This window comes from Streptomyces sp. NPDC051211 (assembly GCF_040689505.1).
Taxonomy (GTDB): Bacteria; Actinomycetota; Actinomycetes; order Streptomycetales; family Streptomycetaceae; genus Streptomyces.
Genome location: NZ_JBFBAV010000033.1, coordinates 36,249 through 56,309 on the forward strand (window position 1 = coordinate 36,249; position 20,061 = coordinate 56,309).

The following is a 20,061-nucleotide window of genomic DNA, read 5'->3' on the forward strand; positions in this document are numbered from 1 at the left end:
GGGCAAACCAGTGCAAGCTGGGGAAGGTCCAACGGCTCGGGAGACGGGCCGAGGCCGGTAGGAGCATTCCGGACGTCATGAGAGACTGGTCTAGACAACCGTAAGAACCTGAAGGGCATCACCATGGCAGAGCGCCGCGTCAACGTCGGCTGGGCCGAGGGCCTGCACGCTCGTCCCGCCTCGATCTTCGTCCGTGCGGCGACCGCTTCCGGCGTCCCGGTGACCATCGCGAAGGCCGGCGGCAACCCGGTCAACGCCGGGTCCATGCTCGCGGTGCTGGGCCTGGGCGCCCAGGGCGGCGAGGAGATCGTGCTCGCGTCGGACGCGGAGGGTGCGGACGCCGCCCTCGACCGCCTGGCGAAGCTGGTCGCGGAGGGCCTCGAGGAGCTCCCCGAGACCGTCTGATCCTTCGGGTTCACCCCTTGCATCCGCGGCGGAGCCGCGGCCCCCGGCCACCGGGAGCCGCGGCTCCGCCGTTTTGCACCCCGGCCGTTCCGCGACCCCTGCTGTTCCCGCGGTCCGGCTGTTCCCGCGCCCCGGCCGTTTCGCGCCACCGGCCGTTCCGAACCCGGCCGATTTACGCCACGGCCTTTTCAAGGGACCGGCGATTCTTTTCCCACGCAGCAATGAATTCCGCACGGCAGTGAATTCAGGCCGCTCGGCGATATACCCACCCTTTGTATACGGCTCCTGTTAATGCAGGCCGCTCGACATGTTTACGGCAGGTTGCGAAGTCCTCACCGGCCCCCCGCTCCGCAGCCGCATCCGGTGCGCCTCGCCGGCCCGCTCCGCATGCGCGGCCGTCAGCGCCCGCGCCCGTTCCGCGTCGCCCCGGGCCACCGCGTCCACGATCGCCCCGTGTTCCGCCCAGGACTCCGCCGGCCGGGCCGGTGCCTGGACCGCGTACATCCAGGCGACCTTGTGGCGCAGCTGGGTGAGCAGGGAGATCAGGCCGGGGCTGCCGGAGGCCTGGGACAGGGTCTCGTGGAACCAGCCGCCCAGGGCCCGCAGGTCCTCGCCCTGGCCCTGGCGGGCCCGCTCCTGGCCCAGCCGGACCAGGCCGCGCAGCACCTTGAGGTGTGCGTCGGTGCGGCGGCGGGCCGCCCGGGCGGCCGCGAGGGGTTCCACCAGCATCCGCAGCTCCAGCAGGTCGGCCGCCTCCTGCTGGGTCGGCTCGGCCACGCACGCGCCCGCGTGCCGCCGCGTGGTGACGAAGCCCTCGGACTCCAGGGTGCGCAGCGCCTCGCGGACCGGGACCCGGGACACCCCGTACCGGCGGGCGAGGAGTTCCTCGGTGAGCCTGGCTCCGGGCTGGAAAACTCCGGTGACGATGTCGTCGCGGATTGCCGTACACACCGCGTGCGCAGGAATACGCAAGACCGGACCTCCGCTTAATGCTGTCGTCATTGGCGTCAATGCCTCGACTCTATTGCAGCACGCGGTGATTTCCGAGCGCGGACGGGAAACAAATGAAGAAGACCCCGGCTCGGTGAGCCGGGGTCTTCTTCGATGCTGCGGGCAGCCGCACTCAGAGGCTGACGCCGTGCGAGCGCAGGTAGGTGATCGGGTTGATGTCCGAGCCGTAGTCCGAGCCGGTCCGGGCCTCGAAGTGGAGGTGCGGGCCGCTGGAGTTGCCGGTGGAGCCGGACAGGCCGATCTGCTGGCCGGGGGTGACCTGCTGGCCCTTGGAGACGCTCAGCGAAGCCAGGTGGCCGTACTGGGTGTAGGTGCCGTCGGCGTGCTTGATGACGACGTTGTTGCCGTACGCGCCGCCCCAGCCGGCCTCGACGACGGTGCCGAGGCCCACCGCGCGGACCACGGTGCCGGAGGCCGCGTGGAAGTCGATGCCGGTGTGGCTGCCGGAGGACCACATGCCGCCGCCGGCCTTGTACTGGGTGGAGACGTACGAGTCGGCGAGCGGGGAGACGAAGGTGTTCAGGCGCTTGCGCTCGGCCTCGCGGGCGGCGCGCTCCTTGGCCTCGCGCTCGGCCTTCGCCTTGACCTCGGCGATGCGCTTGGCCTCGGCGGCCTTCTGCTTCGCCTCGGCCTCGGCCTGCGCCTTGGCGGCGGCGGCCTCGGCGGCGTGCTGCTGGGCCGCGGCCTGGGCCTCGATGTCGCCGGCCAGGTCGTCGCCGACCACGACGGCGTTGAGGCCGGTGTCCTGGATCGCGTTGTCGTTGTCCGCGGCGAAGGCCGGAGCTGCGAAGGAGCCGATGACACCGGTGGTGGCAAGGGCGGCGATCCCGGCGATGCCGGCGGTCTTCTTGCTCAGACGGCTGGAACCACGGTGCTTACCGGCGGCACGAGTGCCCATGAAAAGGCTGGTCCTTTCCTTCCCTCTCGCCTACCGGGTTAGCTGACGGGTTCGGAGCAGGAAGGTCTCCTACGGTCCCCCTCCTGGCGGAGGCGGCCCGATTCACCCCAGGGACTGATGTGGGTCCCCGGCTCCCCAGGCTCGCGCCTGACGGGGACTCGGCGATCGCTGTCCGGTGCCGCGGGTGCGGCAGTTACAGCTGACGGACAGCGGGACCGACGCTAGGCGGATCATCAGTCAATCGCCAAACAGACACGCCTTTTTGTTGCGTACGCCACACGGCATACAGGCAGGCACTCCCCTTAACCGGACATACGGCACGCAAAGAGGACCTTGGCGGGCAATCCACCAAGGTCCTCTGTTCCTGCAGTCCCCGGAGGTCAGTTGGCGACCACGGTCACTTCACCGATGCCCAGCGCCCGCACCGGCTCCTCGATCTGCGCCGCATCGCCCACCAGGATCGTGACGAGACGGTCCGCCGGGAAGGCGCTGACCACCGCCGAAGTCGCCTCCACGGTGCCGGTTTCGGCCAGCCGCGCGTACAACTGCGCCTGGTAGTCGTCCGGAAGCTGCTGCTCGACCTGGTCGGCGAGGGTGCCTGCGACGGACGCGGCCGTCTCGAACTTCAGCGGGGCGACCCCCACCAAGTTCTGTACCGCCACGTCCCGTTCGGCGTCGGTCAGGCCGCCCTCCGCCAGCGTGCGGAGCACCTTCCACAGGTCGTCCAGCGCCGGTCCGGTGTTGGGGGTGTCGACCGAGCCGCTGATGGCGAGCATGCACGCGCCGGTGGCACCCTCCGGGGCCGTCGGGGCGGTGGAGCGCAGCACCTGGCCGAAGGCGCGCACGCCGTAGGTGTAGCCCTTCTCCTCGCGCAGCACCCGGTCCAGCCGGGAGGTGAGGGTGCCGCCCAGGCAGTACGTGCCCAGCACCTGGGCCGCCCAGACGCGGTCGTGCCGGTCCGGGCCGATCCGGCCGATCAGCAGCTGCGTCTGGACCGCGTCGGGACGGTCCACGATGACGACCCGGCCGGTGTCGTCGGCGGTCACCGGGGTCGCCTTGAGCGCGGGGGCGGTGCCGCCGGTCCACGCGCCCAGGGTGTCCGCCAGGACGGCGTCCAGGTCGGTGCCGGTGTAGTCGCCGACGATCACCGCGGTGGCGGCGGAGGGGCGTACGTGGGCCTCGTAGAAGGCGCGTACGGCCGCGGAGTCGATCCGGGCGACGGTCTCCGCGGTGCCCTGGCGCGGCCGGGACATTCGCAGGCCGGCCGGGAAGAGCTCCTTGGACAGCTGCATGGCGGCCCGGCGCTGCGGGTTGGCCAGCTCGTGCGGGATCTCGTCGAGCCGGTTGCGGACCAGCCGGTCCACCTCGGCATCGGCGAACGCGGGGGCGCGCAGCGCCTCGGCGAGCAGGGCGAGGCCCTTGGGTAGCCGGGAGGCGGGGACCTCCAGGGAGACCCGGACGCCGGGGTGGTCGGCATGCGCGTCGAGGGTGGCGCCGCAGCGCTCCAGGGCAGCCGCGAACTCCTCGGCCGAGTGCTTGTCGGTGCCCTCGGACAGCGCCCGGGCCATGATCGTGGCCACTCCGTCGAGGCCGGCCGGCTCGGCGTCCAGCGGGGCCTCGAGGATGATCTCGACGGCCACCACCTGCTGTCCGGGCCGGTGGCAGCGGAGCACGGTCAGGCCGTTGTCCAGGGCGCTGCGCGCGGGGGCCGGGAAGGCCCACGGGCGGGCCTCGCCGGCCTGCGGCTGCGGGTGGAAGGTCATCGTGACGGCTGCGGTGTCGCTCACTGCTCCGCCCCCTTGCTCTCGTCGTTCTCGCCGTTCTGGGCGGCGGATTCGGTTCCGGCGTCACGGGCTTCGGCGCGGGCGGCCCGGGCGTCGGTGTCGATCTCCGCCTCGACCTCCTCCTCGGTCCCGGGCTCCGCGGCGTCCTCGGGCAGCGGCTCGTAGACCAGCACCGCGCGGTTGTCGGGGCGCAGTCGGGCGGCGGCCACGGCCTGCACCTCCTCGGCGGTGATGTCGAGCACCCGCCCGACGGCGGTCAGCGCCAGCTGCGGGTCGCCGAACAGCACCGCGAAGCGGCACAGTTCGTCGGCGCGGCCGGCCACCGTGCCCAGCCGGTCCAGCCATTCGCGCTCCAGCTGGGCCTGGGCGCGCTCCATCTCCTCGGCCGTGGGGCCCTCGGCGGCGAACCGGGCGAGCTCCTCGTCCACGGCGGTCTCGATGTCCGGCACGTCCACGCCGCCGGAGGTCTTCACGTCCAGCCAGCCCATGGAGGGCGCGCCGGCCAGCCGCAGCATGCCGAAGCCGGCCGCGACGGCCGTCTGGTCGCGGCGTACCAGGCGGTTGTGCAGGCGGGAGGACTCGCCGCCGCCCAGGATGGTCAGGGCCACGTCGGCGGCGTCGCACTCGCGGGTGCCGTCGTGCGGCAGCCGGTAGGCCGCCATCAGGGCGCGCGCCGGGACCTTCTCCACGATCTCCTCGCGGAGCTCCTCGCCGATGGTGTCGGGCAGGGTGCCGTCGCGCGGCGGCTGCTTGCCGTCGTGGCCGGGGATGCTGCCGAAGTACTTCTCGATCCAGGTGAGGGTCTGCTGGGAGTCGATGTCGCCGACCACCGAGATCACCGCGTTGTTGGGCGCGTAGTACGTACGGAAGAAGGCACGCGCGTCCTCCAGGGAGGCGGCGTCCAGGTCGGCCATGGAGCCGATCGGCGTGTGGTGGTACGGGTGGCCCTCCGGGTAGACCAGGGCGGTCAGCCGCTCGAAGGCAGTGCCGTACGGGACGTTGTCGTACCGCTGGCGGCGCTCGTTCTTGACGACGTCGCGCTGGTTCTCCATGGACTCGTCGTCCAGGGCGGCCAGCAGCGAGCCCATCCGGTCCGCCTCCAGCCACAGCGCGAGCTCCACCTGGTGGGCGGGCATCGTCTCGAAGTAGTTGGTGCGCTCGAAGCTTGTGGTGCCGTTGAGGGAGCCGCCGGCGCCCTGGACCAGCTCGAAGTGCCCGTTGCCCGGCACGCTCGCGGAGCCCTGGAACATCAGGTGCTCGAAGAGGTGAGCCAGGCCGGTACGCCCCTTGACTTCGTGGCGCGAGCCGACGTCGTACCAGAGGCAGACAGCGGCGACCGGGGTGAGGTGGTCCTCGGAAAGCACCACGCGCAGGCCGTTGGCCAGCCGGTGCTCGGTCGCTGTCAGGCCGCCGGAGGCGGTCTGCTCGGTGGCCGTGTGACCCATGGGCATGTGGTCCCTTCGATCGCGATGCAGAGATTTCTGTCAGACCTGTCACTGTATGCAAGCGCGTCGGTCCCCGGAGAAGTTCCCGGGTCACTCCTGGGTCGGAGTCGGCGTTGTCAGAGCGTCGGGCCACAATGGTCCGCGTCAGACCCAGCCCGATCCGCCCGATCACTTGCCCGATCACTTGGTTAAGGAGCGCCGCAGCGATGGCCCGCCGCAGCACGAAGACCCCGCCGCCGGAGGATTTCGAGGAGAAGATCCTCGACATCGACGTCGTCGACGAAATGCAGGGCTCCTTCCTCGAGTACGCGTACTCGGTGATCTACTCCCGGGCCCTGCCGGACGCCCGGGACGGCATGAAGCCGGTGCACCGCCGGATCGTGTACCAGATGAACGAGATGGGCCTGCGGCCCGACCGCGGCTATGTCAAGTGCGCCCGCGTCGTGGGCGAGGTCATGGGCAAGCTGCACCCGCACGGCGACGCCTCGATCTACGACGCCCTGGTGCGCATGGCGCAGCCCTTCTCCATGCGGCTGCCGCTGGTCGACGGCCACGGCAACTTCGGTTCCCTCGGCAATGACGACCCGCCGGCCGCCATGCGTTACACCGAGTGCAAGATGGCCGACGCCACGTCACTGATGACGGAATCGATCGACGAGGACACCGTCGACTTCACCGCCAACTACGACGGCCAGGAGCGGGAGCCGGTCGCGCTGCCGGCGGCGTACCCGAACCTTCTGGTCAACGGGGCTTCCGGAATCGCGGTGGGCATGGCCACCAACATGCCCCCGCACAACCTGGGCGAGGTCATCGCCGCGGCCCGGCACCTGATCCGCCATCCGCAGGCCGACCTGGAGGCGCTGATGCGCTTCGTACCGGGTCCGGACCTGCCCACGGGCGGCCGGATCGTCGGACTCTCCGGCATCAAGGACGCCTACGAGAACGGCCGGGGCACGTTCCGGATCCGCGCCACGGTGGCCGTGGAGAACGTGACCGCCCGCCGCAAGGGCCTGGTCGTCACGGAACTGCCCTTCACGGTGGGCCCCGAGAAGGTCATCGCGAAGATCAAGGACCTGGTCGGCTCGAAGAAGCTGCAGGGCATCGCGGACGTCAAGGACCTCACCGACCGTACGCACGGCCTGCAGCTGGTCATCGAGATCAAGAACGGCTTCCACCCGGAGGCCGTGCTGGAGCAGCTCTACAAGCTGACGCCGATGGAGGAGTCCTTCGGCATCAACAACGTGGCGCTGGTGGACGGGCAGCCGCTGACGCTGGGCCTGAAGGAGCTGCTGGAGGTCTACCTCGACCACCGCTTCGAGGTCGTGCGGCGGCGCAGCGAGTTCCGCCGGGGCAAGCGGCGGGACCGGCTGCACCTGGTCGAGGGCCTGCTGGTGGCGCTGCTCGACATCGACGAGGTCATCGCGCTGATCCGGGAGAGCGAGAACTCGGCGCAGGCGAAGGAGCGCCTGATGGAGCGCTTCTCGCTGAGCGAGGTCCAGACCCAGTACATCCTGGACACCCCGCTGCGCCGGCTCACCAAGTTCGACCGGCTGGAGCTGGAGTCGGAGCGCGACCGCCTCACCGGCGAGATCGACGAGCTGACCGGCATCCTGGAGTCCGACAACGAGCTGCGCAAGCTGGTCTCCACGGAACTGGCGGCGGTGGCGAAGAAGTTCGGCACCGCGCGGCGCACGGTGCTGCTGGAGTCGGCGGGCGCGCCGGTGGCGGCGGTCCCGCTGGAGGTGGCGGACGACCCGTGCCGGGTGCTGATGTCCTCCACCGGCCTGCTGGCCCGTACGGTCACGGCCGAGCCGCTGGCCGAGGCCGACGGCCGTCGGGCCCGGCACGACCTGATCGTCTCGCAGGTCCTGTCGACCGCCCGCGGCGAGGTCGGCGCGGTCACCTCGGCCGGCCGGCTGCTGCGGTTGTCGGTCATCGACCTCCCGCAGCTCCCGGACACGGCGGCCGCGCCGAACCTGGCGGGCGGCGCCCCGGTCACGGAGTTCCTGTCGGCGCTGGAGCCGGACGAGAAGGTGGTCTGCCTGACCTCGCTGGACGAGGACAACTCGCAGGGCCTGGCGCTGGGCACCGAGCAGGGCGTGGTGAAGCGGGTGGTGCCGGACTATCCGGCGAACAAGGACGAGCTGGAGGTCATCACCCTCAAGGACGGCGACCGGATCGTCGGCGCGGTGGAGCTGCGCACGGGCGAGGAGGACCTGGTCTTCATCACCGACGACGCCCAGCTGCTGCGCTTCCCCGCCGGACAGGTCCGGCCGCAGGGCCGGCCGGCCGGCGGTATGGCGGGCATCAAGCTCGCCGAGAACGCCAAGGTGATCCACTTCTCGGCGGTGGACCCGGCCGCCGAGGCGTACGTGTTCAGCGTGGCCGGCTCGCACGGCACCCTGGACGACTCGGTGGCCACCGCCAAGCTCACCCCGTTCGACCAGTACCCGCGCAAGGGCCGGGCCACCGGCGGTGTCCGCTGCCAGCGCTTCCTCAAGGGCGAGGACGTCCTGACCCTGGCCTGGGCGGGCCACGCCCCGGCCCGCGCCGCCACCGCCAACGGCACCCCGGCGGACCTCCCGTCCCCGGACCCCCGCCGTGACGGCTCGGGCACGGCCCTGCCGCACCCGGTGTCGGTGGTGTCGGGGGGCCCGCTGTAGGACGTACCGGCGCAGGGGTCCCCGTCCGGGCGGACGGGGGCCCCTGCGTACGGTGTCGTCCATGCCGGCACCCCTCGACGACTCACAGCTCAGGATCTGGGCCACCACCGAACCGGACCGCCTGTACGGGCTGGCCGACGATCCGGCGCTGAGCGACGGCGACCTGCTGCGGGTGGCCCGCCACCTGGTCGGGCGGGAAAGCACGCCGGCCACCGCATGGACCTTCCGGCTGGCCGAGCGCCTGACGGTGCCGGACGCCCCGGAGGATCCGGAGGAACCGGACGGCCGCCGCATACTGATCCGGCAGCTGGCCTGGCACGCCGCCCAGCGGACGACGAGGTTCCACATCAAGCCGCACTACGACCGGCCACCCGCCGCCCCGGACGAGCCGGGGACCGAGTTCCGGGCCTGCCTGCTCCAGGAGATGGCGCTGCGCTGGGGGTTCACCGACCCGGAGCAGGACGCGCCGTACTTCGCGTACGCGGAACGGCTGCGCGAACTCGGCCATCCCCTGGGCGGTCTCCCGCTCGGCTCACTGCGGTTCGAGCACGGGATGCAGCGGGGAGTGGTGAGCCCGGGCTCCATCCTCGGCCGGCTCAGCCCCGGCCAACTCCGGGCCGCCTATCCGGAGGTCCCGGCGACCGGGGCGGGGGCGCGGGCCGGCCGAACCGCCGTGCCGGTCCCCAACCCGGTCCGCATCGAGGCGGCGGGCGCGCCGTACGCCGAACACGGGGCGTGGGACGCCGCCTTCTACACGCTGCCCCGGCCGCTGGACCCGGACGACTTCAACGGGGCGCTGCTGGCCGAACTGCCGGCCGACTGCCTGGCCGGTCTCACCGCCGAGACCGTCCTCACCGCCTTCACCACGGCCGACGACGTCCTCGGCGACCTCTTCACCAGTGCGTTCACGGGCGGGGTCTGGGGTCAGGGGTACATGGGCGCGTACGCGAGGCTGCGGGCCTGGCAGGGGCTGTACGCCCTGATGGACCTCGACCCCGGCGTCCCGCACACCGAGGCCGTACGGGCCGCGGCCGCATACCACTGGCTGCGCTTCGTCCCGCCGCCCGCCCACGGCGACTGGTTCTGCGGCGACTTCACGGACATCGGTTTCGCGGTCCTCGATCCGGGGCGCACCCGGATCGCCGTGCTGGCGCTGACGGACACGGACTAAGCGGCCTCGGGGAAGTGGGGCGCGTCCCCGAGGCCGCTTAGCCGGCCGGCGGGGCCGGTTCCGGGTCGCGTGCCAAGTAGCGCAGGACGCCCCACATGGCGGAGGGGTCGGTGTGCTGCGGGGCGGGTTCGCGGCAGGCCTGCAGGGCGGTGGTGAGGGCTGCGCCGTCGGTGCCGGAGCCGATCAGGACCAGCTGGGTGAGGCGGGGTTCGGTGCGGGCCCAGGGCTGGGGGGCGAAGCGGAGGAAGCGGCCGACGGCGTGAAGTTCGTACTTCTCCTCGTGGCCGGGGACGCCGAAGTACACCCAGCCTTTGATGCGGTAGAGGCCGGCCGGGCGGCGGTCGAGGAAGTCGATGAGGTGGCGCGGGCTGAGGGCCTGGTCGGAGACGAACTCGGTGCTCTCGTACGCGGTGTGGGCGTGGCCGGTGTGGGCGTGGCCGGTGTGGTCCGCGTCGTCTGCACGGTCCGTGTGGTCGTCCTGCTCCTCGGCGAGGAGGTCTTCGAAGGACAGCTGGCCCCGGGTCTGTGTCCAGGGCCTGCGGTCGAAGAGCAGCTCGGGGTCGATCCGGCCGTGGTCGGCCGTGACGAGCGGGATGCCCGGTGCGAGCTCCGCGATCACGCCCTGGATGCGGGCCAGCCCGGCGGCGTCGACCCGGTCGGCCTTGTTCAGTACGACCAGGTCGGCGACGCCGAGGTGGCGGTCGGTCTCCGGATGCTTCTGCCGCGTCGCGTCGAACTCCGCCGCGTCGACGACCTCGACCATGCCGCCGTAGCGGATGGCGGGGTTCTCGCTGGCCATCAGCATCCTGATGAGTTCCTGCGGCTCGGCCAGTCCGCTCGCCTCGATGACGATGACGTCGATCCGGTGTGCCGGACGCGAGAGCTTCTCCAGGTAGACGTCGAGCTCGCTGCCGTCGACCGCGCAGCACAGGCAGCCGCTGCCGAGCGACACCATCGAGTCCCCGACCTGGCCCGCGACCTTCATGGCGTCGATCTCGATCGAGCCGAAGTCGTTGACCACCACCCCGATCCGGGTCCCCCGGCTGCTCTTGAGCAGGTGGTTGAGGAGGGTGGTCTTGCCGGATCCGAGGAATCCGGCGAGGACGACGACGGGGATGGGCTGCCTGCTGTTCACCCGGCCGATCGTAGCCAGACCGCCGGGGCGGCCGGGTAGCCGGAGCGGTCAGGCCGCCGGCGCAGTCAGGGCCCCGGAGCGGTCAGGCCGCCGGGGCGGCCGGATTGCCGGAGCGGTCAGGCCGCCGGCGGGACGGGCTGGGGCGGGATGGGGCCGACATACCGGGCGGCAGGACGGATGATCTTGGTGTCCGCTGCCTGCTCCAGGACGTTCGCGCTCCAGCCGACCACGCGCGCCGCGCAGAAGGTCGGGGTGAACATCTCGCGGGGCAGCCCGCACCGCTCCATGACCACGCCCGCGTAGAACTCGACGTTGGTGTGTAGCTCGCGGCCCGGCTTGAGCTCGGCCAGGATCGCCTCGACCTGCGCCTCGACCTGCACGGCGAAGTCCACCAGCGGCCCGCCGAGCTGCTGCGCGATCTCGCGGAGCATGCGGGAGCGGGGGTCCTCGGTCCGGTACACCGGGTGGCCGAAGCCCATGATCCGCTCTCCGGCCAGCACCCGCTGCCGGATCCACGGGTCGATCCGGTCGGCGGAGCCGATCGCGTCGAGGGTGTCCAGCGCCCGGCTGGGCGCGCCGCCGTGCAGCGGCCCGGAGAGCGCGCCGACCGCACCGGTCAGGCAGGCGGCCACATCGGCGCCGGTGGAGGCGATGACGCGGGCGGTGAAGGTGGAGGCGTTGAAGCCGTGGTCGACGGTCGAGATCAGGTAGCGCTCGACGGCCCGGGCCCGGACCGGGTCGGGCTCCTCGCCGCTGAGCATGTAGAGGTAGTTGGCGGCGTAGGGCAGGTCGTCGCGCGGCGCCACGGGGTCGAGCCCCTGCCCGAGCCGGTACAGCGCGGTGAGCAGGGTCGGCACGGCCGCGCAGGCCGCCAGCGCATCGGCGGCCCGGCGCGCGGGGTCGAGGTCGTAGACGGGGCGGAAGCCGGCCGAGGCGCCGAGCAGGGAGAGCGCGGTGCGCAGGCCGGCGAGGGGGCCGGAGAGGGAGGTGGCCCTGGCCAGGGCGGGCAGCGCGTCGGCGACGTCCGCGGGCAGCCGGCGCAGCGGGGCCAGTTCGGCGGCGAACGCGTCCCGTTCGGCGGGGCCGGGCAGGGTGCCGCGGAACATCAGGTGCCAGACGTCCTCGAAGGAGCGGTGGGCCGCAAGGTCGACGGCGGAGTACTGGCGGTAGTGGTAGAAGCCCTCGCGGCCTCGGACGTCGCCGAGCTCGGTCTCGGTGACCACGACACCCGCGAGTCCGCGGGGCACTTCGACGGTTGTGTTCATGCACCGACCATCCATCCATGACTCAGTCACTGTCAATATTGATTGAATCAATATATGTAGGGTGGGTGCATGAACGACCGGCTCACCACCCGCGAGGCCGCCGAACTGCTCGGCGTCAAGCCCTCGACGGTGTACGCGTACGTCAGCCGCGGACAGCTGAGCAGCCGCCGCGACCCGGTGGGCCGGGGCAGCACCTTCGATGCCGCCGAGGTCGCCGCCCTGGCCCGGCGCAACCGCCGGGAGGCGGCCGCCCCGTCCGGGGAGCTCTCCGTACGCACCGCGCTGACGCTCATCGAGCCCGACCGGTACTGGTTCCGCGGCGTGGATGCCGTCGAGCTGGCCGGACGGTACGCGTACGAGGAGGTCGCCGAGTGGCTCTGGACCGGGCGGCTGCCGCACGGGGCGCGTTTCACCGCGCCGCCGGAGCTGCTGGCCGCCGCCCGGCGGGCGGTGGCCGCACTGCCGGAGCACAGCGGCCCGGTGGACCGGCTGCGGGTGGCTGCGGCCGCCGCGGCGGTGGCGGATCCCCTGCGCTACGACCTGTCGGAGGAGGCCGTACTGGGCTCGGCGCGGTCCCTGATCCCGACGCTGGTGGGCGCGCTGCCGCCGGTGCACGGGCCGGGCACCGGCGGCAGACCGGAGGGCGACGGCGGGTCGGTCGACGGCCCGGCCACCGGCGACGGGCCGGACACCGGCGGCGGGGACACCGGCGGCGGCCCCGACACCGGCGGCGGGGACACCGGCGGCGGCGCGGGCCCGCTGGCCGGGCAGTTGTGGCCGCGACTGACGGCCCGCCCCGCCGACCCCGCCGCGGTCGCCGTACTCGACCTCGCACTCGGCCTGCTGGTCGACCACGACCTGGCCGCCTCCACCCTCGCCGTACGGGTCGCCGCCTCGGCCCGCGCCCACCCGTACGCAGCCGTCTCGGCCGGGCTCGGCGCGCTCGAAGGGCCGCTGCACGGCGCGGCCGGGCGGCTGGCCCACCGCATGCTGCAGGAGGTGCTGGAGCAGGGCGGGGCAGCGCCGGTGGTAGCGGATCATCTGCGCGCGGGCCGCCGGGTGCCGGGCCTGGGGCACCGGCTGTACGCGGGTGAGGACCCGCGCGCCACGGCGCTGTTCGCCCGGCTGGCAGAGCTGGAGGCGGCCGCTCCGGCGCTGGCCGCGGCACGGGACGTGGTCGCGGTGACGGCCCGCCAGGGCCGCGGGCTGCACGCCAATGTCGACCTGGCGCTGGCCGTGCTGACGGTGTCCTGCGGGATGCCGGCGGAGGCCGGCGAGACGGTGTTCGCGGTGGCCCGTACGGCGGGCTGGATCGCGCACGCCTTGGAGGAGTACGGGGAGCGGCCGCTGCGCATGCGCCCCAGCGGGCAGTACACGGGCCCCCGCCCGCCGCAGCCGATGCCGTGACGGCCGGGGGCGGCCCCGGCCGGGTCCGGCCGGGGGCGGCCGAGGCCGGCAGGCAACAGGGCCAGGGAACACTGAATGCCGGAAGCTCAGATTCCGCCGCGGATTCCCTCAGGGCCGAGGTCGTTCTACGGTTGCTGGTCATGAGCACCCGGCGCGCCTTCCGACTCCCCCGGCGGGCGGTCTCCCAGATCCTGCTGACCCAGCTGGCCATCGCCGCCGGGGTCGCAGTGCTGGCCACCGGGCTGTTCCTGGCCCCGCTCGGCTCCCAGCTCGACGACCAGGCGATGCGGCGGGCCCTCGCCATCGCCCAGAGCACGGCCGCCGACCCGGCCATCCCAGCCGCCCTGCTGACCACCCCCGCCACCGAGGACAGCCCAGTGCAGGCCGCCGCCGAGCGCGTCCGCCGCGCCACCGGGGCCGAATACGTGGTCGTCCTCGACCGGAACGGCCTCCGCCGCTCCCACCCCAGCCCCGAGCGCATCGGCCTGCCGGTCTCCACCGACCCCCGGGACGTACTGGCCGGACACGAGGTGATGGAGATCGACGAGGGCACCCTGGGCCGCTCCGCCCGCGGCAAGGTCCCACTGCTCGCCGCCGACGGCGAGCTCGTCGGCGCCGTCTCCGTCGGCATCGAGTACGACAGCGTCCGCGACCGGCTGCTCGGCGCCATCCCCGGCCTGCTCGCCTACGCCGGCGGGGCCCTCGCCGTCGGCGCACTCGCCGCCTTTCTGATTTCGCGCAGGATCCAGCGCCAGACCCGCGACCTGGCCTTCTCCGATATCGCGGGCCTGCTCGCCGAGCGCGAGGCGATGCTGCACTCCATCCGCGAGGGCGTCGTCGCCCTCGACCGCCACGGCCGCATCCGGCTCGTCAACGACGAGGCCGCCCGGCTGCTCGGCGTCGCCACCGGCGACGCTGCCACCCTCACCGGCCGCCCGCTGGACGAGGTCCTGGGCGCCGGACGCACCACCGACGTCCTCACCGGCCGGGTCTCCGGCCGCGACCTGCTCACCGTCCAGGGCCCACGGGTCCTGGTCGCGAACCGGATGCCCACCGAGGACGGCGGCGCCGTCGCCACCCTGCGCGACCGCACCGAGCTGGAGCGCCTGGGCCGCGAGCTCGACTCCACCCGGGGCCTCATCGACGCCCTCCGGGCCCAGGACCACGAACACGCCAACCGGCTGCACACCCTCCTCGGCCTGATGGAGCTCGGCCTGCACGAGGAGGCGGTGGATTTCGTCACCGAGGTCGTGGGCGTGCACCGCACCACCGCGGAACAGATCACCGAGAAGGTGCACGACCCGCTCCTCGCCGCCCTGCTCGTCGGCAAGGCCACGGTGGCCGCCGAGCGCGGCGTATCGCTCCGGCTGGCCCCCTCCACCCTCCTGCCCGACCGACTGGTGGACCCCGGCGGCCTGGTCACGATCCTCGGCAACCTCGTGGACAACGCGCTCGACGCCTCCGCGGGCTCGGCCGACGCCCGCGTCGAGGTGGAACTGCACGCCGAGGGGCACACCGCCGTGCTGCGGGTGCGCGACAGCGGCCCCGGAGTCCCCGCCACCCGCCGCGAGGAGATCTTCACCGAGGGCTGGTCCACCAAGCAGCCCAGGGCTCATCGCGAGCGCGGGCTGGGGCTCGCGCTGGTCCGCCGCCTGGCGGAGCGGCAGGGAGGCAGCGCCCGAGCCGGCGAAGCAGCGGACGGAGGGGCGGAGTTCTCCGTCGTACTTCCGGAGGCCCTGCGGTGAACGAGCCGATGCAGGGACCGGTGCACCAGCCGTCCGGCGGGGTGATCCACGTATTGGTCGTCGACGACGACATGCGTGTTGCCAGGATCAACGCGGCGTACGTGGCGAAGGTTCCCGGCTTCACCGTCGTCGCCCAGGCCCATTCCGCCGCCGAGGCAATGGAGTTCCTCCGCACCCACCCGGTGGACCTGGTCCTGCTCGACCACTACCTCCCCGACGAGAACGGCCTCGACCTGGTCCGCCGGCTCCGTCAACTCGGCAGGCACACCGACGTGATCATGGTGACGGCTGCCCGGGACCTGGCCACCGTCCAGTCGGCCATGCGGCTCGGCGCCCTTCAGTACCTGGTGAAGCCGTTCACCTTCACGGGCCTGCGCGCCAAGCTGGAGGCGTACGGCGCCCTCCGCCGCACCCTCGACCTGGGGGGCGAGGCCGAACAGGCCGAAGTGGACCGGATCTTCGGCGCTCTTGCCAGCGCAACCGCCCCGGTGGAACTGCCCAAGGGCCACTCCCCCACCACCGCCGACCTGGTCCGGCAGGTGCTGCGCGCGGCCGACGGCCCGCTCTCCACCCAGCAGATCGCCGACCGCGGCGGCATCAGCCGGCAGACCGCCCAGCGGTACCTGAAGCTCCTGGAGCGCGGCGGCCGGGTCCGGCTCAGCCTGCGCTACGGGGAGACGGGCCGTCCGGAACACCGCTACACCTGGGTCCCGGCGGCCGGCGCCGAGCCGGAGCCACCGGCCCCCTGAAACCGCACGCCCGCGCCGTCCTCGGGCGCCCGCGCCGCCGCAGGGTCAGACCGCCCCGGCCCCCGTCAGCGAGCGGACCTCCGTCTCGGCGTGCTTCGCTGCGTCCGGCAGCTCCCCCGAGGTGACGGTGCCCAGCCAACCGGCCAGGAACCCGAGCGGGATCGACACGATCCCCGGGTTCTGCAACGGGAAGAGGTGGAAGTCCACGCCGGGGAACAGCGCGTCCGGGCTGCCGGAGACCACCGGCGAAAACACCACCAGCAGGACGGCCGGAACCAGTCCGCCGTACACCGACCAGACGGCGCCCCGGGTGGTGAACCCGCGCCAGAACAGCGAGTACAGCAGCACCGGAAGGTTGGCCGAGGCGGCCACCGCGAAGGCCAGACCCACCAGGAAGGCCACATTGAGGTCCTGGGCGAGCAACCCCAGCGCGATCGCCACCGCACCGATGCCCACGGCCGCCACCCGGGCCACCGCCACCTCACTGCGCTGCCTGGCGTGCTTGCGCCGGAAGGAGGCGTACAGGTCGTGGGCCACCGAGGCCGAGGAGGCCAGGGTGATCCCGGCGACCACCGCCAGGATCGTGGCGAACGCGATTGCGGCCACGATCGCGAACAGCACCGCACCCCCGGTGCTGCCCGCACCGCCGCCGAGGAAGGCCGCGAGCAGTGGGACCGCGGTGTTCCCCGAGGCGTTGGAGGCTCGTACGGCCTCCGGCCCCACCAGCGCGGCCGCCCCGAAGCCCAGCACGATGGTCATCAGGTAGAAGCCGCCGATGAGCGCGATGGCCCACACCACCGAGCGGCGGGCCGCCCGCGCCGTCGGCACGGTGTAGAAGCGGGACAGGATGTGCGGCAGGCCGGCGGTGCCGAGCACCAGCGCGAGACCGAGGCTGATGAAGTCGAAGCGCGAAGTCCAGTCGCCGCCGTAGCGGAGGCCGGGGCCGAGGAAGTCGGAGCCGTGGCCGCTGCGTTCGGCGGCGCTGGTCAGCAGCTGGTTGAAGTCGCCGTGGAAGCGGATCAGGACCAGTGCGGTGAGCGTGATCGCGCCGCCCATCAGCAGGACGGCCTTGACGATCTGGATCCAGGTGGTGGCCCGCATCCCGCCGAAGGACACGTAGATCACCATCAGCGCCCCGACTCCGATCACGGTCCAGGTCCGGGCTGCGGTACTGCTGCTGCCCAGCAGCAGGCCGACCAGACTGCCCGCGCCGACCATCTGGGCGACCAGGTAGAGCACGGAGACGGTGACCGAGGAGGTTCCGGCGGCGATCCGCACCGGGCGCTCGCTCATCCGCGCCGCGACCACGTCGGCGAGGGTGAACCGGCCGCAGTTGCGGACCAGTTCGGCGACCAGGAAGAGCACCACCAGCCAGGCGACGAGGAATCCGACCGAGTAGAGCATGCCGTCGTAGCCGAAGAGGGCGATCAGGCCGGAGATGCCGAGGAAGGAGGCGGCGGACATGTAGTCGCCCGCGATGGCGAAACCGTTCTCCAGTGGGGAGAACAGCCTTCCGCCGGCGTAGAACTCCTCGGCCGAACCGTGCCGGTTGCGGCTGACCCAGGTGGTGATGCCGAGGGTGACCGCGATGAAGGCGCTGAACAGGACGAGGGCGAGCGTCTGGTGTTCGGTGGTCACCGGCCGGCCCCCCGGGTGCGTTCCTGGTCGAAGACCGTCCAGCGCAGCTCCAGCGCCGCCCGGTCCCGGCGCAGCCGGGCGTGCCGGGCGTAGGCCCAGGTCAGCAGGAAGGTGCTGAGGAACTGGGCGATACCGGCCAGCAGCGCCACGTTGACGGCCCCCAGCACGGGGCGGGCCATCAGGCCGGGGGCTACGGTGGCGGTGACCACGTAGGCGAGGTACCAGAGCAGGAAGGCCAGGGTCGCGGGGACGACGAAGCGGCGGTAGCGGCGGCGCACTTCCTGGAAGGCGGCGCTGCGCTGCACTTCCAGATAGATCGCGGCCGCGTCGGGAGCCCGGCCCGGGCAGGCCGGGTCGGCCTCGGACCGTTCGCTTTCGGCCGCGCTGCCCCCGCCTTCGCCCCAGCCGGCGGCGAGCGCGTCGTACCAGGGGTCGTCGAGCCGGATCGTTCCGGCTTCGCGACCATCGTGCTTGTCCACCGAACTCTCCTTGTCCGCAGCCGCAGTGGCCGCGTGTCCCCAAGGATGTGCGGAGGGACGGTTTCCGGACTGGTGTACCGGTGTGCTTCACCCCATCAGGTGATGGGGTGAAGCACACCGGCAGACGTCACCGGGTGCCGCCGGTCAGGCGTCGATGCGCGAGCGGTCCAGGGTGGCCGCGGAACCGGTGATGAACTCCTTGCGGGGCGCCACCTCGTTGCCCATGAGCAGGTCGAACACCTGCTCCGCGGAGTCCAGATCGCCGATGTTGATCCGGCGCAGGGTCCGGAAGCGGGGGTCCATGGTGGTCTCCGCCAGCTGGTCCGCGTCCATCTCGCCGAGACCCTTGTAGCGCTGGATCGAGTCCTTGTAGCGGATGCCCTTGCGCTGGTACTCGAGCAGGGTCTGCCGCAGCTCGTTGTCCGAGTACGTGTACACGTACTTGTCCTGGCCCTTCTTGGGCTGGACCAGCTCGATCCGGTGCAGCGGCGGTACGGCGGCGAACACCCGGCCGGCCTCGACCATCGGACGCATGTAGCGCTGGAAGAGGGTCAGCAGCAGGCAGCGGATGTGGGCGCCGTCGACGTCGGCGTCGACCAGCAGGACGATCTTCCCGTACCGCGCCGCGTCGATGTCGAAGGTCCGGCCCGAGCCGGCTCCTATGACCTGGATGATCGCTCCGCATTCGGCGTTCTTGAGCATGTCCGAAACGGAGGACTTCTGGACGTTGAGGATCTTGCCGCGAATCGGCAGCAGCGCCTGGAATTCCGAGTTCCGGGCGAGCTTGGCGGTGCCGAGGGCGGAGTCGCCCTCGACGATGAAGAGCTCGCTCCGCTCCACGTCGTCGCTGCGGCAGTCGGCGAGCTTGGCGGGCAGGGAGGAGGACTCCAGCGCGGTCTTCCGGCGCTGGGCCTCCTTGTGCTGGCGGGCCGCGATCCGGGTGCGGGCGGCCGCGACGATCTTCTCCATGACGGCGCGGGCCTGCTGCTTGTCGTCCCGCTTGGTGGAGGTCAGGAAGGCCTTGAGCTCCTTGGCGACCACGGCCGCGACGATCCTGGTGGCCGCCGAGGTGCCGAGCACCTCCTTGGTCTGACCTTCGAACTGCGGTTCGGCCAGCCGGACGGTCACCACCGCCGTCAGGCCCTCCATCGCGTCGTCCTTGACCACGTCGTCCTCGGCGACCCGGAGCAGCTTCGCGGAGCGGAGCACCTCGTTCACCGTCTTGGTGACCGAGCGCTCGAATCCGGACACGTGGGTGCCGCCCTTGGGGGTGGCGATGATGTTCACGAAGGACTTCAGCTGGGCGTCGTACCCGGTGCCCCAGCGCAGGGCGATGTCCACGCCGAGCTCGCGGGTGACCTCGGTGGGGGTCATGTGGCCGCGCTCGTCGAGGACCGGGACGGTCTCCTTGAAGGTGCCCTGGCCGGTCAGCCGCAGCACGTCGCAGACGGCCTTGTCCTGAGCCAGGTACTCGCAGAACTCGCTGATGCCCCCGTCGAAGCGGAAGAGCTCCTCGGTCTTGCCGGCCCCGTCGATGCCGCGCTCGTCACGGACCAGGATGCTCAGGCCGGGGACGAGGAAGGCGGTCTGCCGGGCGCGCTGGTAGAGGTTCTCCAGCGAGAGCCGGGCGTCCTTGAGGAAGATCTGCCGGTCCGCCCAGTACCGCACCCGGGTGCCGGTGCGGCCCTTGGGGACCCGCTTGCCCTTGTGCAGTCCGTTGGCCGGATCGAAGGGGCTGTCGGGGCCCTGCTCGGTGAAGATGCCGGGGACGCCGCGGCGGAAGCTGATCGAGTGGGTGGCGCTGTTCCGGTCGACCTCGACGTCGAGTCGGGCGGAGAGCGCGTTCACCACGGAGGCGCCGACGCCGTGCAGGCCGCCGGAGGCCGCGTACGACCCGCCGCCGAACTTGCCGCCGGCGTGCAGCTTGGTCATGACGACCTCGATGCCGGACAGGCCGGTCTTGGGCTCCACGTCGACCGGAATGCCGCGGCCGTTGTCACGGACCTCGACCGAGCCGTCGTCGTGCAGGATGACCTCGATGTGGTCGCAGTACCCGCCCAGGGCCTCGTCGACGGAATTGTCGATGATCTCCCAGAGGCAGTGCATGAGACCACGGCTGTCGGTGGAGCCGATATACATGCCGGGGCGCTTGCGGACGGCCTCAAGACCTTCGAGGACGAGCAGGTGCCGCGCGGTGTAGTTGGAGCCGTCCCGGTCTGCTCCGGTCAGCAGCGCGCTGGAAGGCACGGACGTGTCGGCGGTCACG

Annotated in this window: 15 protein-coding genes and 1 riboswitch; of the genes, 6 read left to right on the forward strand and 9 right to left on the reverse strand. The window is 72.2% G+C overall.

Annotated elements, in window-relative coordinates:
- The first annotated feature begins 123 nt into the window (after positions 1 to 123).
- Positions 124 to 405: an HPr family phosphocarrier protein gene (locus AB0447_RS26610; protein ID WP_366479307.1), complete on the forward strand. Its 282-nt coding sequence runs from the start codon at positions 124 to 126 to the stop codon at positions 403 to 405.
- Positions 406 to 693: 288 nt separating this feature from the next.
- On the opposite strand, the gene AB0447_RS26615 is transcribed toward AB0447_RS26610, so the two are convergent.
- The 4 genes from AB0447_RS26615 to AB0447_RS26630 form a co-directional block, all read right to left on the reverse strand.
- Positions 694 to 1,377, reverse strand: a complete 684-nt coding sequence (locus AB0447_RS26615) for a GntR family transcriptional regulator (protein WP_366479309.1) — start codon at positions 1,375 to 1,377, stop codon at positions 694 to 696.
- Between the two features lie 151 nt (positions 1,378 to 1,528).
- On the reverse strand, positions 1,529 to 2,314 hold the full coding sequence (locus tag AB0447_RS26620; protein WP_366479310.1) for a M23 family metallopeptidase: 786 nt from the start codon (positions 2,312 to 2,314) through the stop codon (positions 1,529 to 1,531).
- Between the two features lie 12 nt (positions 2,315 to 2,326).
- A riboswitch (cyclic di-AMP (ydaO/yuaA leader) is annotated at positions 2,327 to 2,488 on the reverse strand.
- Between the two features lie 206 nt (positions 2,489 to 2,694).
- Entirely contained in the window at positions 2,695 to 4,077 is a 1,383-nt protein-coding gene (locus AB0447_RS26625) for a pitrilysin family protein (protein ID WP_366479342.1), read from the reverse strand.
- A 20-nt stretch (positions 4,078 to 4,097) separates the two neighbouring features.
- Positions 4,098 to 5,543, reverse strand: coding sequence for a pitrilysin family protein (locus tag AB0447_RS26630; RefSeq protein WP_366479311.1), 1,446 nt, complete (start codon positions 5,541 to 5,543; stop codon positions 4,098 to 4,100).
- A gap of 206 nt (positions 5,544 to 5,749) precedes the next feature.
- On the opposite strand from AB0447_RS26630, the gene AB0447_RS26635 reads away from it, so the two are divergent.
- The gene (locus tag AB0447_RS26635) at positions 5,750 to 8,206 is read left to right on the forward strand and encodes a DNA topoisomerase IV subunit A (protein WP_366479312.1); all 2,457 of its coding nucleotides are present in this window, start codon (positions 5,750 to 5,752) and stop codon (positions 8,204 to 8,206) included.
- A 61-nt stretch (positions 8,207 to 8,267) separates the two neighbouring features.
- Positions 8,268 to 9,377, forward strand: coding sequence for a DUF6183 family protein (locus AB0447_RS26640; protein WP_366479313.1), 1,110 nt, complete (start codon positions 8,268 to 8,270; stop codon positions 9,375 to 9,377).
- Positions 9,378 to 9,414: 37 nt separating this feature from the next.
- On the opposite strand, the gene AB0447_RS26645 is transcribed toward AB0447_RS26640, so the two are convergent.
- Positions 9,415 to 10,512 carry a CobW family GTP-binding protein gene (locus AB0447_RS26645; protein WP_366479314.1) on the reverse strand — a complete coding sequence of 366 codons (1,098 nt, stop codon included), beginning with the start codon at positions 10,510 to 10,512 and terminating at the stop codon, positions 9,415 to 9,417.
- A gap of 116 nt (positions 10,513 to 10,628) precedes the next feature.
- Positions 10,629 to 11,792, reverse strand: coding sequence for a citrate synthase/methylcitrate synthase (locus AB0447_RS26650; protein WP_366479315.1), 1,164 nt, complete (start codon positions 11,790 to 11,792; stop codon positions 10,629 to 10,631).
- 54 nt (positions 11,793 to 11,846) lie between these two features.
- Here AB0447_RS26650 and AB0447_RS26655 point away from each other — a divergent pair, with 54 nt between their 5' ends.
- The 3 genes from AB0447_RS26655 (at position 11,847) to AB0447_RS26665 (ending at position 15,678) form a co-directional block, all read left to right on the forward strand.
- On the forward strand, positions 11,847 to 13,184 hold the full coding sequence (locus tag AB0447_RS26655; protein ID WP_366479316.1) for a citrate synthase: 1,338 nt from the start codon (positions 11,847 to 11,849) through the stop codon (positions 13,182 to 13,184).
- Between the two features lie 140 nt (positions 13,185 to 13,324).
- Positions 13,325 to 14,929 (forward strand): sensor histidine kinase, encoded by a 1,605-nt coding sequence (locus AB0447_RS26660; protein ID WP_366479317.1) that lies wholly within the window; start codon positions 13,325 to 13,327, stop codon positions 14,927 to 14,929.
- A 41-nt stretch (positions 14,930 to 14,970) separates the two neighbouring features.
- A complete protein-coding gene (locus AB0447_RS26665; protein ID WP_366479343.1) occupies positions 14,971 to 15,678 on the forward strand; it encodes a response regulator in 708 nt (235 codons plus the stop codon).
- Between the two features lie 45 nt (positions 15,679 to 15,723).
- Here the strand turns inward: AB0447_RS26665 and AB0447_RS26670 are convergent, their stop codons facing one another.
- From AB0447_RS26670 to AB0447_RS26680, 3 genes are all read right to left on the reverse strand, one after another.
- Positions 15,724 to 17,316 (reverse strand): cation acetate symporter, encoded by a 1,593-nt coding sequence (locus tag AB0447_RS26670; protein ID WP_366479318.1) that lies wholly within the window; start codon positions 17,314 to 17,316, stop codon positions 15,724 to 15,726.
- Positions 17,313 to 17,795, reverse strand: a complete 483-nt coding sequence (locus AB0447_RS26675; protein WP_366479319.1) for a DUF485 domain-containing protein — start codon at positions 17,793 to 17,795, stop codon at positions 17,313 to 17,315. Before AB0447_RS26675 ends, AB0447_RS26670 begins: the two co-directional genes overlap by 4 nt.
- A 144-nt stretch (positions 17,796 to 17,939) precedes the next feature.
- Positions 17,940 to 20,060: a DNA topoisomerase IV subunit B gene (locus tag AB0447_RS26680; RefSeq protein ID WP_366479320.1), complete on the reverse strand. Its 2,121-nt coding sequence runs from the start codon at positions 20,058 to 20,060 to the stop codon at positions 17,940 to 17,942.
- Position 20,061 lies beyond the last annotated feature (1 nt).